General features: G+C 48.5%; 13 protein-coding genes and 2 tRNA genes. 8 read left to right on the top strand and 7 right to left on the bottom strand.

Annotated features, from left to right (window positions below; genetic code table 11):
• Positions 1 to 2: 2 nt before the first annotated feature.
• The 5 genes from pth (at position 3) to ACJJID_RS12645 (ending at position 3,193) form a co-directional block, all read left to right on the top strand.
• Positions 3 to 599: an aminoacyl-tRNA hydrolase gene (pth, locus tag ACJJID_RS12625; RefSeq protein WP_444919786.1), complete on the top strand. Its 597-nt coding sequence runs from the start codon at positions 3 to 5 to the stop codon at positions 597 to 599.
• Positions 600 to 804: 205 nt separating this feature from the next.
• Positions 805 to 1,896 carry a redox-regulated ATPase YchF gene (gene ychF / locus ACJJID_RS12630; RefSeq protein ID WP_152454601.1) on the top strand — a complete coding sequence of 364 codons (1,092 nt, stop codon included), beginning with the start codon at positions 805 to 807 and terminating at the stop codon, positions 1,894 to 1,896.
• A gap of 61 nt (positions 1,897 to 1,957) precedes the next feature.
• Complete coding sequence (locus ACJJID_RS12635; protein ID WP_444919787.1) at positions 1,958 to 2,878, top strand: DMT family transporter; 921 nt, start codon at positions 1,958 to 1,960, stop codon at positions 2,876 to 2,878.
• A gap of 124 nt (positions 2,879 to 3,002) precedes the next feature.
• Positions 3,003 to 3,079 (top strand) — tRNA-Met (locus tag ACJJID_RS12640).
• Positions 3,080 to 3,118: 39 nt separating this feature from the next.
• Positions 3,119 to 3,193, top strand: a tRNA-Gln gene (locus ACJJID_RS12645).
• Positions 3,194 to 3,330: 137 nt separating this feature from the next.
• On the opposite strand, the gene ACJJID_RS12650 is transcribed toward ACJJID_RS12645, so the two are convergent.
• The 5 genes from ACJJID_RS12650 to ACJJID_RS12670 form a co-directional block, all read right to left on the bottom strand.
• Positions 3,331 to 4,407 carry a sulfite exporter TauE/SafE family protein gene (locus tag ACJJID_RS12650; RefSeq protein ID WP_444919788.1) on the bottom strand — a complete coding sequence of 359 codons (1,077 nt, stop codon included), beginning with the start codon at positions 4,405 to 4,407 and terminating at the stop codon, positions 3,331 to 3,333.
• Positions 4,408 to 4,558: 151 nt separating this feature from the next.
• Complete coding sequence (locus ACJJID_RS12655; protein WP_444919789.1) at positions 4,559 to 5,266, bottom strand: SapC family protein; 708 nt, start codon at positions 5,264 to 5,266, stop codon at positions 4,559 to 4,561.
• 406 nt (positions 5,267 to 5,672) lie between these two features.
• Entirely contained in the window at positions 5,673 to 7,064 is a 1,392-nt protein-coding gene (locus ACJJID_RS12660) for a S41 family peptidase (RefSeq protein WP_444919790.1), read from the bottom strand.
• 137 nt (positions 7,065 to 7,201) lie between these two features.
• The gene (locus ACJJID_RS12665) at positions 7,202 to 8,008 is read right to left on the bottom strand and encodes an alpha/beta fold hydrolase (RefSeq protein WP_444919791.1); all 807 of its coding nucleotides are present in this window, start codon (positions 8,006 to 8,008) and stop codon (positions 7,202 to 7,204) included.
• Between the two features lie 53 nt (positions 8,009 to 8,061).
• On the bottom strand, positions 8,062 to 9,243 hold the full coding sequence (locus ACJJID_RS12670; protein ID WP_444919792.1) for an MFS transporter: 1,182 nt from the start codon (positions 9,241 to 9,243) through the stop codon (positions 8,062 to 8,064).
• A gap of 432 nt (positions 9,244 to 9,675) precedes the next feature.
• Between ACJJID_RS12670 and ACJJID_RS12675 the strand changes: the two genes are divergently transcribed.
• Positions 9,676 to 10,695, top strand: coding sequence for a Vgb family protein (locus ACJJID_RS12675; RefSeq protein ID WP_444919793.1), 1,020 nt, complete (start codon positions 9,676 to 9,678; stop codon positions 10,693 to 10,695).
• 71 nt (positions 10,696 to 10,766) lie between these two features.
• Here ACJJID_RS12675 and ACJJID_RS12680 read toward each other — a convergent pair whose 3' ends face one another.
• Together ACJJID_RS12680 and ACJJID_RS12685 are read right to left on the bottom strand one after the other, a co-directional pair.
• A complete protein-coding gene (locus tag ACJJID_RS12680) occupies positions 10,767 to 11,033 on the bottom strand; it encodes a hypothetical protein (protein WP_444919794.1) in 267 nt (88 codons plus the stop codon).
• Positions 11,034 to 11,207: 174 nt separating this feature from the next.
• On the bottom strand, positions 11,208 to 12,122 hold the full coding sequence (locus ACJJID_RS12685) for a zinc metalloprotease (RefSeq protein WP_444919795.1): 915 nt from the start codon (positions 12,120 to 12,122) through the stop codon (positions 11,208 to 11,210).
• A 1,029-nt stretch (positions 12,123 to 13,151) separates the two neighbouring features.
• On the opposite strand from ACJJID_RS12685, the gene ACJJID_RS12690 reads away from it, so the two are divergent.
• Complete coding sequence (locus ACJJID_RS12690; protein ID WP_444919796.1) at positions 13,152 to 13,433, top strand: hypothetical protein; 282 nt, start codon at positions 13,152 to 13,154, stop codon at positions 13,431 to 13,433.
• Between the two features lie 99 nt (positions 13,434 to 13,532).
• On the top strand, positions 13,533 to 13,733 hold the full coding sequence (locus ACJJID_RS12695) for a tetratricopeptide repeat protein (RefSeq protein WP_444919797.1): 201 nt from the start codon (positions 13,533 to 13,535) through the stop codon (positions 13,731 to 13,733).
• Positions 13,734 to 14,425: the final 692 nt, after the last annotated feature.

Raw genomic sequence — 14,425 nt, forward strand, 5'->3', positions numbered from 1 at the left:
CCTTGGCTGCGGCACCGGATACTCCGATCCAGTTGATTGTCGGCCTGGGCAACCCCGGGCCGGAATACGACCGGACAAGACATAACGCCGGTGCCGACTTTGTTGTCGAGCTGGCACGCCGCCACGGCACTCAGCTCAGCTCCGACAGCAAATACCACGGCCTCACCGGCCGTGTGCGGATCGGCAACCGGGAAGTCCGGCTGCTGATTCCCACCACCTATATGAATCGCAGTGGCCAGGCTGTAGGCCCGCTGGCGAACTTCTTCAAAATTTCCCCGGAAGCCATACTGGTCGCTCACGACGAGCTGGATCTGGCCCCCGGTATCGCGCGCCTGAAAGCTGGCGGCGGTCACGGCGGACACAACGGCTTGCGGGACATTATTGCCGCACTGGGCAACAACCGGGACTTTATGCGCCTGCGACTCGGCATCGGCCACCCCGGAAGCGCCAGCGAAGTGGCGCGCTTTGTCCTCCAGCGCGCCCCCAGGGCGGAACAGGAAACTCTGGCTGACGCCATCGATCTCGCGATCGACGTGCTGCCCACCGCCGCCAACGGCGACTGGGGCGCAGCCATGAAAACGCTGCACACCGCCAAATAGATCCCCCCGGGCGGCTTGCCTTTTGTCCCGGAAATCTCGATAGTGTGCTGCGCCAAATTGCCGGTATTTTCCCGGCTGGCCCGGATCATTCGGAGGCCGCGCTAACCAGCCCGCCCAGACTCCCGCCAGCGCAATCACTACCGGACTTCTAACGCAATTAGCAGAGTGCGCGGTACGCGCCTCGGGCAAACGGAAAAATATCACCATGGGTTTTACTTGCGGTATTGTCGGCCTGCCTAACGTGGGCAAATCCACCCTCTTCAACGCACTGACCAAAGCGGGAATCGACGCAGAGAACTTCCCCTTCTGCACCATCGAGCCCAACGCCGGCGTAGTGCCAGTGCCGGACCCCCGCCTCGACAAACTGGCGGAGATCGTCAAGCCTCAAAAGGTGATTCCAACCACCATGGAATTCACCGATATCGCTGGGCTGGTTGCAGGCGCCTCCAAGGGTGAAGGCCTGGGGAACAAATTCCTCGCCAATATCCGCGAGACCGATGCCATCGCCCATGTCGTGCGCTGCTTCGAAGACGACAACGTCATCCACGTGGCCAACCAGGTACACCCGGTATCCGATATCGAAGTGATCAACACCGAGCTAGCCCTCGCCGACCTGGACACTGTGGAGAAAGCCCTGCAGCGCTTTACCCGCGCCGCCAAGGGGCAGGACAAGCACGCCATCAAGATGAAAGCGCTGCTGGAAAAAATCCTACCACACCTGAATGAAGCCAAACCGCTGCGCTCCTTCGGCCTTTCCGAAGATGAACTGGCGGACCTGCGTGAACTGAGCCTTCTCACGGTGAAACCCACCATGTACATCGCCAACGTGCATGAAGACGGCTTTGAAAATAATCCACACCTGGACGCCGTAGCCGCCATCGCCGCTGAGGAAAATGCGGTGCTCGTGCCCATCTGCAACAAGCTTGAAGCGGAAATTGCCGAGCTGGACGATGACGAGAAGCAGGAATTCCTGGAAGAACTGGGTATGGAAGAGCCCGGCCTGAACCGGGTAATCCGCGCCGGTTACCAGCTGCTGGGCCTGCACACCTACTTCACCGCCGGCGTGAAGGAAGTGCGCGCCTGGACCATTCCTCTGGGAGCCACCGCTCCGAATGCCGCCGGCAAAATCCACACGGATTTCGAAAAGGGCTTTATCCGCGCCGAAGTGATTAGCTACAGCGACTTTGTCGATCACAAGGGTGAGGCCGGAGCCAAAGATGCGGGTAAATGGCGCCTGGAAGGTAAAGATTATGTTGTCGCCGATGGTGACGTGATTCACTTCCGCTTCAACGTCTAATACCCTCCCATCTATCTTTCGCCTCCCCACCCGGGGAGGCAGTCCCTGCGGCGTAAAATCCATGGCGCAATCAAACTGGAAGATCGGCCTGCCCCTGGCGCTGATTACAGTGTTTATGTGGGCAGCCCTGCCCATCGCCCTCAAAGGCCTTCTGGAGCATATCAGCCCTGAGACCGCTACTTGGTATCGTTTTGCCGGCGCAGCACTGCTGGCGGGGCTCTACTATGGCCGTGCACGGCAATTGAAATTGAAAACACTCTTCAGCCGTGGCCTGCTGTTATTCACCCTGCTCGCCGTGGCCGGACTGCTGCTCAACTATCTCACCTATGCCAGCGGCCTCAACTACATCACCCCCGGTGCAGCACAGATCGTGATTCAGCTGGCGCCCCTGTTGCTGTTGATCTCCAGTGTGCTGTGGTTGGATGAGCGTTTTTCGCCGCGACAGTGGTGCGGCGTGGCCCTGGTGGTGATGGGGTTGCTGTTATTTTTTAACCAGCGCCTCACCGAGCTGGGCAGCGGTGCCGATAGCGACTACCTGCTGGGACTTGGGCTGATCCTGATCGCCGCCATATCCTGGGCGGTGTATGGCTTTTTCCAGAAGAAAATCCTCAGCCGCGCCACGCCGCAGGACTTGCTGGTATTGATTTATATCGCCGGCACTCTGTGTTTCCTACCGATGGCCGATCCACTGGATGTCGCCCACCTGGGCTGGCTGGATTGGTTACTGCTGGCGTTTCTTACCGCCAACACCCTAATCGCCTATGGTGCCTTCAGTAAGGCCCTGGCCCACTGGGAGGCCTCCAGTGTCAGCGCTACCCTGTCGCTGGTGCCAGTGATCACACTGTTGTTCAGCACCCTGGTAAGCAGCATCTGGCCCAATTACATCGCGGTAGAGCCGCTCAATTGGATCAGCTGGAGTGGTGCCGCCGCGGTAGTATTGGGCTCTGCCCTAGCCGCCATCCGCTCCGGGCGCCGCGCTTAAGAGTCGCTGACTCCAGATGAAAAAATCGCTAACTAACTGAAAAGAATACAAAAAAAGTATTGACACACCCAGCCCATCGATTAATAATGCGCGCCCTCGGGACAGCCGAGACAACAAAAGAAATGGCAAGGTAGCTCAGCCGGTTAGAGCGCAGCACTCATAATGCTGAGGTCGGGAGTTCGAGTCTCCCCCTTGCTACCATTTCAAATCACAAAGTCTATTCTTTGTGAACCTTGAAACTGGGGCGTAGCCAAGCGGTAAGGCAGCGGGTTTTGATCCCGTCATGCGAAGGTTCGAATCCTTCCGCCCCAGCCATCTTACAGAATTTATCCCGCAGGCCCGATCCAGGGCAGCACTCAAAACTAGATTCTTCGTCAGCCGACATCTTTGTTCGTTGATATCAGCTTATCGCTGCCGGCACGCAATTGCGCACCAGCCACCACCAAACATCCCTACCCGGCTTTAACGCCCGGCGCCAAGGTTTCCTCTATTGCAACCGCCTCAGCCTCCTTAGCCGACGTAAATTCTGAGATGGCTCCACGACTGTGCTCGCGGCGCAATCCCAGCGCGCGCAGCCACTCAAACCCCAGTAGACACAACAACAGCGCCAGCAGTACCAGCGGTCCGCCCAGACCACTCAGCGCCTGCCGTTCAGACACGCAAGTCCACACAAGCTGCACAACACACAGTAGAGCCACAATCAGTAGTGTGGGTTTGCGACCCAAAAGACTCACGACAAAAACGCCCAGGGGTGCTCCCAAGGCCACCACCGGCGCCGCCGCCAGCCAATTGCCAAAGACCCCCGGTTGCCAATCACCGGCCAGTGATTTCACCAACACGCCCAGCACAGAACAGAAGGCCATAATCACCACCGAAGTGGGGATCGCTACTTTCAGATCCACACGACTCAAAAGCACCAGAGCCGCATACACCAGCATATCCACACCCACGCCGGTCACGGAGACCACACAGAAACCAGCAAAAGCCCCAAGCAAAAAACCTACACGAAAATCCGTTGGGCACTGCGGATCGCCTTTGTGCTCACAGTCGGTAATCTCAGCGAGGCGGTATAAATGAAACACCCCAAAGCTACCCCAAAGCACTGCGAAGGAGAGTTTTACCCACAATTCGGGGATCAGTGGGGCGAACAGTAATATACCTGCGGGGATAGCCAATAAAGAACCGAGCAGAGCGCCGCGCAACATCGACCAGGCCAGCGCCTGTCGCCGACAGAGAATAAACAGGCTGGCACTGACCATACCGATGGACTGAACCGCAAAACTGAAATCGCGGCCGAGACTGGCCGGCATATCAAATAGCAGCACCAACACCGGAAAGCCAACAGTGCCTCCGCCCATGGGCGTGGAACCGGCGGCATAGCTGCCGAGCGCCATGGCCAGTGCCATGGACCAATGTTCCAATGCCAGGGCCAGATTATCCCCCTGTAAAACGAGGAACAGCCACACTCCGTAAAACAAAACCAACCAAGCAAACCAGTAGCGGAGAGATAACCGCGCTAGGAATTTCATCTTATTATTCGCGAACTTAAACGTCAGAGGGACTAATAGTGGTACGAGTGTAAGGCGGGATCAAGGCGGGAAAGTGACCGCTGATAACTGCATCTCGAAAAGACAATGCGGAAAGACCGCCCGGCAACCGCAGTCACCGGGCTTTACAGGATCAGTTCAGGCGCTTTTTGCGAATCAGATTTTGAACCTGCATGGAGGACATCATGGAAGCGTAAATCGCCGGCAGAGCACCGCGCTTACGCAGCTCCAGGAAGTCCTCATCAGACAACTTGTTCAGCTTCTCTTCGTCAATCACGTAGAAACCGGTCAGGTCGTAGGGCTTATCCTCTTCGTTAATACGCAGAGTCAGCTTCTTCTGGGTCAGCAGATCCTTGGATACCAGGAACTCGATAAAAGACTCGGTAACAGACACACGCTGGGCAGTTTCCACCACCGCCTGGGCACGGTTCTTCAGGTAGTCGGTCTGCTCGCCTTCCCCGTCGAACAGGGCCTCACCTTCGGCTTCACTCAGCATCTTGGAGTCTTCATCGATACACAGTACCGCCTGATCGGTATTCTCTGGGTTCTTCACTAGCACGAATGGGTAGGTGCGAACCTGCAGAGGAATGTAGCTGCCGTTCCAGCCGTCAGCGCCGGAGAACAGGTTTTCACCGGGACGCAGGCCAGTGAGGGCAACCACTTTGAACTGATCGGTGTTCTGGTCTTTTACGAACAGGATCGGATAGCTCTGGGCCGCTTGAACAATCTCCTGAACCACTAGCGGCAAAATATGATTGCTGCTCACATGGTCAAAAGTGATGTCCTGGGTGAGTTTCAGGTTGGCATGTGCCTTTTTATCCAAAGCTTTGATCTGTGCCATAAGTACAACTCCTAGCTACTTTTATAGTTACTTAATTTTCAGAGATACCCTAACGTACCACTTAATTGGCTTATAAACGATGACAAGCGCTTTCCTCTAGCCGCCGAATAGTCGCCGGAAACCAAAGCCAGCATTAAACAGCGAAGCGGCCCAACAGGCAATCTCGGCCAGTGGTAATTTATCTAAAGACAAATTCACACGGTCATAGCTCTCCCAGCTGAGACTTGGGTTCCAGCACACAATAGGGAAATAGGGAAATAGGGAAATAGGGAATAACAACCCTGACCAGCGAAGGAAACCACCGGTGCACAACTATTTAACGTGCCCTAAATAGCTGGGTAGCCCAGCCTACCCTACAGCTAAAGAGCACCCATAGGCAGGTCAGAACTGTTCGATAAATATGCAGTCAGAGAGCTGAGCCATTGATCGAGCTCTTCAAGTCAGCGAAAGCCCTTTCCAGTACTTGGTCCTCACCTGATCGCACAATATCCAGGGTGCGCTCTACAAGAATATCTGGCTGGATACCGTAGCCAACAAACTCCCGCCCATCAGGGTAAGTATCCCGCTTGGTACACACTCTGAAGGTACCACCTCCAGGAAGGTCTACGAACATAGGTTGTCCCGTACTGCCATAAGTGGGTTCACCTACAGTAGTGAAATGTTCTAGAGAATCTGCATACACCAAGAAGTCTTCAGCTGCAGAGGCGGTATTTCGGCCAATCAGCACATAAGTTGGTACTATGTGGTTACTCTCCGACTTCGGCTCAACTAAATCCCCCGACCCCTCACCAGATTCCCATGAAGTACCCTCTGCATAGGGACGATACTCTTCTAAATCTTCAAACTGATCCGCAAAAGAACCCCAGGCCTTATAAGCTGCAACATGCTTGGGAGTTTTCCATACAGAGCCAGGTAAATCCCGATCAGTCAAATAAGAGATTATCTCTCCGGCATAGGCAGAATTACCTCCACCATTAAAACGCAAATCAATAATCAGCCCTTTAGACTTAGTAATTTCATCGTAGTGAGATTTAAATTGCTCAACAATCGCTTCATCATGAAAACCATTTAGCGCTACATAACCGATATCATTCTCCATCCATTTGAACTCAAACAATTCACCATTGGAGGCGGGCTGTTTGATTGAGGCATATTCGATCTCCCTACCCCGTGCATCCCGCTTAACCTGGACACGCTTGGTCGCCCCATCAGGAGTTTCAATAGTGAATTGGGCCATGCTGCCCGGCTTTCCATCAAGAGCATCTCGAACCGCAGTATTCCAGAGAATATGTTGAGTAGAGCTGGCAATATATGGCATCACCTGCTCTTTTAAATGAGCTTCCACGGGCTGCCCATTGATCGCGACAATAATTGAGCCAGGTGGAATTTGTGACTCCAGCCCCTTTTCAACTCCTGTGATCACTGCCTTACGCCCGGCCTCAGTTAAGCGAATAGCTGGCCAGTCTATATAGCTGGAGGACATACCCTTTGGGTAATAAATATTGGTATGACCATCCTGCAGGAAGGCATTGAGGCGCTTCAGTTCGCGGTAATATTCATAGGTGTTTTGGGTTGCTAAAACCCGTGGAATAAATCCCCGATACTTAGCATCGAAGTCCAACTCGGGAACCTGGTCGAAGAAAGCGAAGTTATAGCTAACCTCCTTCCAATAGAGAGAAAGCCCAAATAGTTTATCTGCATCAGATAAATTATCTTGAACTTTATTGGTATCCTCTGCATAAACGATACCAGCAGAGAAAGCAGCCATAGAAAAAGCCAAAACAATTTTTTTAAGCACAGCAAAAGCTCGATGGATAAAAGGACTTATATTTTAGGACTTGGGGATAGATGGTAAATACCGGCTACCGTTAAAAACCTGCAATTTGTCGACTATGAAAATATAATATGGCTGTATTTTCCATCTATTAGCCCCTCCTATTTGGAAGCCCTGGAAATAAGTGCTAGAACTTCGTTTACCACCATATCCGGCTCATCATTTTGAGGGTAATGATAACTCTTTTCTGTCAGAACCACCCGCCCCTGTGGAAATGCATGGGCCCAATTTGAGTGTAACTCGCCCCACATATTTCGAGCCTCATCGGTGAAGAAGAGTAGCTGAGGGTCATCATACTTCTTGATTGAAGCAATCACAGTAACGGGGATATCGGGAATTTGCGGGTAGTCTGGTAGGGGACGCTTGGACCAAAAGTCCAAGTACTGATTCGTCATCCCATTCTTCATGTCATCCAGTTTTACCTGAGCAATCTGTTTCTCAGCCAGCTCCAAATCCAGAGCACGCATAATATCTACATCGTGCTCAGAAGATGGCTCAATCAACATCAAGGCAGCCAATTTCTCTGGATACTGCGCAGCAAAAGTTCGAGCTACATTTGCACCATAGGAATGTGCAATATAGATAACCTTACCTTTAACACCGAGAGCTTCCAGTAAAGTCTTAGCCCCCTGGGCATAATCCTCAGAACTAAAATGCTTCCTAATAGCTGTGGAATTGCCATTACCAACACGAGAGTAACGTATGACTCTTGCGTGCTCTGCCAGCTTGTCATAGATTGGATTCCAATCAGACATACCAGCCGAACCACCCGCTTCTAGAAATAAAGTAGCCTCACCAGCCCCCTTGATCTCGTATTCAATACGGTATTCACCAACAGAAACTTGTTCTGGTGCCGCAAAAACACCCAGGGGAAGAGCAAACATCATGAATAGCAGGACTAGACGCATATACAACCTCTAATAACGATCAAAGAATCCGGACCCAAAATAGCAGAGTGCCGCTATGTTGCAGCTACTCTCTGCCCCAAACGCGCTTCGTTGCCGGGTCCAGGTTGCTCAGGCACCAGCTGCGCCAACCCCAGCGAGACCAAAGCCATCAAAGATCCTGCAAAGAACACCATGGCCGGAGAGGTGAGCCATAGCAGACCGAACAGAACCGGTATAACAACCGCAGCGATATGATTAATGGTAAAGCTGACTCCAGCGGATGCAGCTATATCACGTTCATCCACGATCTTTTGGAAATAAGTCTTGATCGCTATTGCCATAGAAAAGAACAGGTGATCAATAATATAGAGTGCTGCAGCCATCGCCGCACTCTCCACCAGTGCATAGCCAGCGAAAACCAGTATTAAGCCGAGATATTCCAAAGTAAGAATACGGCGCTCTCCAAAACGGACAATAAATTGGCCTACTTTTGGTGCAATATATAAGTTAAGCAGGTGGTTCACTGTATAGAGGGCAGCTATTTCGCCCACACTATAACCGAATTTTTCCACCATCAAAAAACCAGCGAAAACAATAAAGATTTGCCGGCGCGCGCCACTCATCATTGTCAGAACGTAGTAAAGCCAATAGCGTTTCCGCACGATCAGCTGCTTTCGCTGGCTGTGAGGCTGGGGAAACTGAGGAAAGAGTATCCAAGCTACCAAAGCAACCAAGACTGTAGTACCACCTCCAATCAGGTAAACCCAAGAATAATCCAATCCCGCCAAATTCATTAAGCACCAAACCAACCCATAGGCCAGCAACGCGGCAAAGGAACCCGCCGCAGCCATACGCCCCATCCAAATTGCCGAGGTCTGTTTGGGAAACCACTGCAGAGCTAAGGAAGTCTGCAAAGTTTCATAGAAGTGAAACCCAATGGACATCAATAGGGTTGTCAGTAACAGCCCTGTAAGTGAAGGAAAAAATCCTGTCAGCATGACTCCCACTCCCGTCGCAATGAGCGAAAGAAGCGCCAACCGCTGCTCACGGATGAGTAACAAAACAAAGATTACCGTGAAAGCGAGGAAGCCCGGTATCTCCCGCACGCTTTGCAACAGACCAATATCAGCTCCAGTAAAGGAAGCCTTGGAAATTACAAAATTATTGAGCAGAGTATTCCATACGGAGAAAGAAAGGGGCATTGAAGCAGCCAAGAGCAACAATAATATTTCTGGCCGGCGGAGACGTTGTAACATAGCGAGACTCCTACATTAGGGGTTGCAATATACGCTATAGGTTACAGACGTGTAAATTGAGCCTAATTACTCAGAGCGAGGAAGGAAATAATACTCTGCATTTGGGATGCATATAGTTTATAGATCCTGGCCATTGAAAAGTAGAATCTTTCAACCACGTGCCTTAGGGGCCATGCGCTCATTCATTATATGCAGGCAATAGAGTATAAAACCATACCGGGTATAAAAATACTAAAAGATATTGCAGGTCGCGTGTGAAAACTACACCCAAGGATTCTTTGGAAAACGTCTACATAACTCCCAATATCTTTTTTCTTATGAAACACCATTAATCATCTAAGCTATGAACAACCTCTATCACCCATACTCTCGATATCAATCACGGTAGCAAATCTTTGTCCTTTCGAGGCGCTTAGCCAATGGAGCTGCTAAATGAATATATTCACTAAGATTTCCAGCTTATTGCTTCAAATTGCCATCTCTACCCTTTATGCGTTATCCACAGTCTCCTATGCCTCTCCCCAGGCCAATGTCCTGCCGGATCGCCTCACCTTAAAGGAATGGAAAGTGCCTTGGGAGGGTTTACCAAGGGACCCGCATGTGGATAACCAACAACAAGTCTGGTTCTGTGGACAGGCAGGCAACTATATTGGTCGATTTAATCCGACTAATAAAGAATTCAAGCAAATTGAGGTACCCAAAGGGACTCACCCACACAACTTGATTGTGGATAACCAAGATCAGATCTGGTACGCCGGTAACCGCAACGCACATATTGGCCGGATGAATCCAGAGAACGGCAAAATTCATCAATATGCTATGCCTGAAGGAGTTAATGATCCACATACACTGGTCTTTAACCAGGAAGGGAACATCTGGTTTACCGCTCAACAGAGTAATCGGATTGGCTTATTGAATGTGGCCAATGGTCGTGTACTGGTCGCAACACCACAAACCAGTAATGCACGCCCCTATGGCATTAAGGTAGACCAACAGGATCGCCCCTGGGTAGCCCTATTTGGCACCAACAAACTTGCCTGGGTAGACCCCAAAACCATGGCCGTAACAGAAGTTTCCCTCCCTCGCTCAAAAGCCCGGCCGCGTAGGTTGGAAATCGATCAATCTGGCAATATATGGTATGTGGATTACCCAGAGGGTTATATCGGTCGATATATTCCCAGGACAAAAAAATTCAAGGAGTGGAAGATTCCCTCTGAAAATCCCCGACCTTACGGCACTGCACTGGACGATAAAGGCCAGCTCTGGATAGCGGACACTGGAGCTACGCCGAATATTATCTTTGCCTTTGATACCAAAACCGAGAAATTTATCAGCCAAACCTCAGTGCCGAGCGGCGGCAGTATTCGCTACATGTATTTTAATAACAAAGATGGAAGTTTCTGGTTTGGGGTTGATACAGGATATCTAGATCAAGGCATACCTAAGAGCTAAACCCTCAGTGAAGCACCTGAAAAATACCTGAAAATAAAGAGCCCAGCCCTATTTAATACAAGCATAGGGCCCTAATTGTAAGGAGGTTGCCAATTGATCACAGGGGGATATGATTTATCTTCACACAACCAAATCACGGCTCGGACCCCAGGGCGAAGACCACTCTCTGGGGCAGAGACTTTTTGCCAATCACCCGGCTTTAATACGTTTCCCGCAAGGCGAAACTGTTCTAGCAGCTCACTCCAACCAGGCATAGAGAGTTTTAGATACTCACTGGTACCATCATCAGTCTCCATCCACAACTCAAAGCTACCATTTACCAGCTTTAATTTAGACACCTTCCCTTGCCAAGAGGTTAGCTTGTTCCTATCACAAGCAACGTAATCCGGTACAGCAAGCCGCTGAGCTTCCGTACCCATACTCAGTAAACACAGAGCACAAAGAATTAAGAAAAATCGAATGTTTCGCATAATACAAAATATATCGGGGGGGGAAATCCCCCCGATTACCCCCTACAGCCCGCGATAAGTCGCGCTTTGCTGGTCTGCTCGTGTAGCCTGCCCTTCAGTGAACTCATACATGCAGCTATCGTCGGTGTAATCCATGAAGTTTGTCACCGGGTCCAGCCCATCAGCATTTCTTCCCCGTGTACAGGAGTCCCGTCCTATCGGACAGCCGTAGGCGGCGGATCTTTCTGCAGGAGTATCTGAAACATAGTCCCCCCTGCCTCCACATCCCCCTTGGAAAGTATGGTAAAGACCCAACCAATGACCAACTTCATGAGTCAAAGTATCACCTTCATTGTAGGGCGCCGCATCACCACCAGGCACCGATCCAGTTAAAATCACCACCCCATCATCGAAGGGATCTGAGGCATAGCTGCTTGGAAAAGTTGCCCATCCCAACAAACCGTCACTAATTTCAGCTACATAAATATTTAAATCCCCAGCATCACCAACGCGCAAAGCGTTTTTCATATTACTCTCTGCGGAGGAACCATAACCCACGTTATACCAAGAATTGTTAGCCGTTACCGAAGTAGAAACTAGATTAAAAGTAAAGGGGGTATTTGCATATGCATTATTCAGCACATCCATTTGTGCATTGATTACATTGCTGGGAAGGGATCCATTATTGGAGGAATCAGTAATTACATGGAAGTACACATCAATACTAACGGAGCCATTCGGTCGTAATGTGTGGCCTCCATCAGCAACAGCTGATTTCTGCCGCAAAGCAGTAAAGTGCTGCTCTTTTAGCGCAGCCTCCTGAATAGATGGATGCTGAGTACCACAGTGCTTATATTTTGCTTTGCCATTACTACGCTCAATGTCTGAAATATTTTCAGCGAGACCAATAGCAGATGAAGTTAACAGACAAAGAGACAATACAGTTTTCATTGAAACTGAGAGAGCAATCTTACTCATAACCTGGACCTTAAATTTATTATTGAAATTAGGTACCCCAAACAGCCCGTCAACTTTCTATGCTCAAACCAATTACTGTCAATAGTACCAAATCGCAAAACTATGATAATGACACTATTTCCTTTAAATCGGCACAAGGCTCAACAACTTGACGTAAACTATTCTCGACCCAAACTCTACAACAAAAAATAACGCATTAAAAAAAACATTAAAGACAGGAAAAATAGTTACACTTGAAAGTATATAAAGCCGTACAAATTAGTTACACATGAAAGCACATAGCGCGTAATGATCTGGCACCCTTACAGAAATAAAAAAGACGTTTGACAGAAATATCTGGAGCGACCCATCTAAAAAATTAACATAGAAAAACAAACAACCCTATTCTTGACCACTTAAATTCGAGCACAGATATTTTCCGGCCATTTATCTTACACAAAGAACAAATTTAGTACTTAAGATTAGACATTACAAATTCCAGCTCTGAACACCATTAAGCAGCAAAAGGCTAAACAATCCCTTCAGGCTCTAAAGGGATATAGGGTTTAAATAATTTTTGCTTGAATATTTGTTAGACCTCTGCAACCGAAGTCAACATTTTTAGACATATCTCTCCTTATGATGCCTGTATATGAGCGACACTAACCATGTGTACTTAAGTATATAAGAAGAAATTGATTTGCCCACAAAGATCTACAAGACTTTATGGTATAGCTTGATTATCAATGGCAACTTAATTGTCAACACCAACCAATCTAACCGCTCAACTTTCTTGCGGCTTTGAAATAACGTGTAATCAATTCCTAGGATAAAGCAAATGAACTTCAGCATATAATAAAGATTCAACAGTAAAAAATAACAATACTCATGATAGTTCTTAATACCATAGCAAGAACAGCAGGATTTTTCACCCTAGAAAATAAAGCGATAAGGAAGGGAAAAATTGAAAAGGCGGAAGAAAATTTAAATCGACTCCGTGGTGAAACTCGACTTTAAGAGGAGTGCAAAGCAATTTCAAACTACCTGCTAATGGAAAATCCAAGGCATGAGAAAGCTCTAATATGTCTAGCAGAAGCGTATTTCCAGGATACCTATCAGGGAGGCCTCTCCTTCCGTAAAATGAAGCTACTTAAAGGATACAATTGGATTTTAAAGGCTATCGCTATAAATCCTAAAAATGAAGAAGTAAGGTCTTTACAGGCGCTCTACATTGTTTATCTGTTAAGCCCTTCGAAAGCAAAATATTTAGTAAAGGGCATCGATAGCTGGAGAGCAAACCTTGCATACGGCATGATTGCTGTAAAAAAATGAGGATGCAGACGGACTTGAACTATACATGACAAGATCGATCAAAACTGCCCCAAAATTAGAAAAGCTTTTCTCTTTAATCATACCGGTGTTGCGTTATCTATGATAGGCCATGAAGAAAAGTCCATTCATTATTACAAGGAAGCAATCAATATTGATCCAGACTTTACTTGGCCTTACTACAACTTAGGCCTTAGAGAGGAGGAAATTGGTAACGAAGATGCGGCCAATGAACATGCAAATGAAGCACTAGCTAGAATGAAGTTTGAGTTCGCTTCAAATTTAGAGAGCAGAACAAAATGATCCATCTTGCACATACAAGCCCAGCAAATTTTTCATTGCCATGTTCAAAGCATACAGTTAACTCTAACCAAGAGTAAAACATGTAGTAAAGATTCTTAGCTGCATTCATTTGCCTGGGGGAGATCAACAATAGTAAGGTTGTGTGCTCTAAATATACTACACGACCTACTCTTATTTTTAATAATTTACACAACATCTTGAGTTAAGACCTCTTAAGTTTTCACTCAGCGACCTTATTGATAGTTGTAGCTGTATTGGGTGCGCACGCCATCTGGCGTGTTTACCGCATGGATGCGATCCTGGGCATCGTATTCGTAGCCAGTGGTCAGAAGCCTGGTTAAAGGTTAAGTAAACGACAATAATTTACTCTGCCCCCATTTATTCTATTTAGCAAAAAAAATATTACACAGTGTACGGCAAAACCACCAGGAACTATTTCTTTAGCGATATATGTCAATAAAACCACCTAAATATGGGCAAGCATCTAATAGCTCAAATTGTTCGATGTCCTCCCATTGATTTCCAACCCCAGCTTAAACAGGAAAATAAAGTAACGAAACTCCTGTGCTGGATTTTTTGTTTTTATTCAACCCCCTAAACTGGCAGCCAATTTTTTTTGGAATATTAAAGTTATCCAGCAACTCACCACTCTTTGAATAAACATGGATTAGCGACCTGATATACTCACTTAC

The sequence above is a fragment of the Microbulbifer sp. CnH-101-G genome (assembly GCF_052466775.1).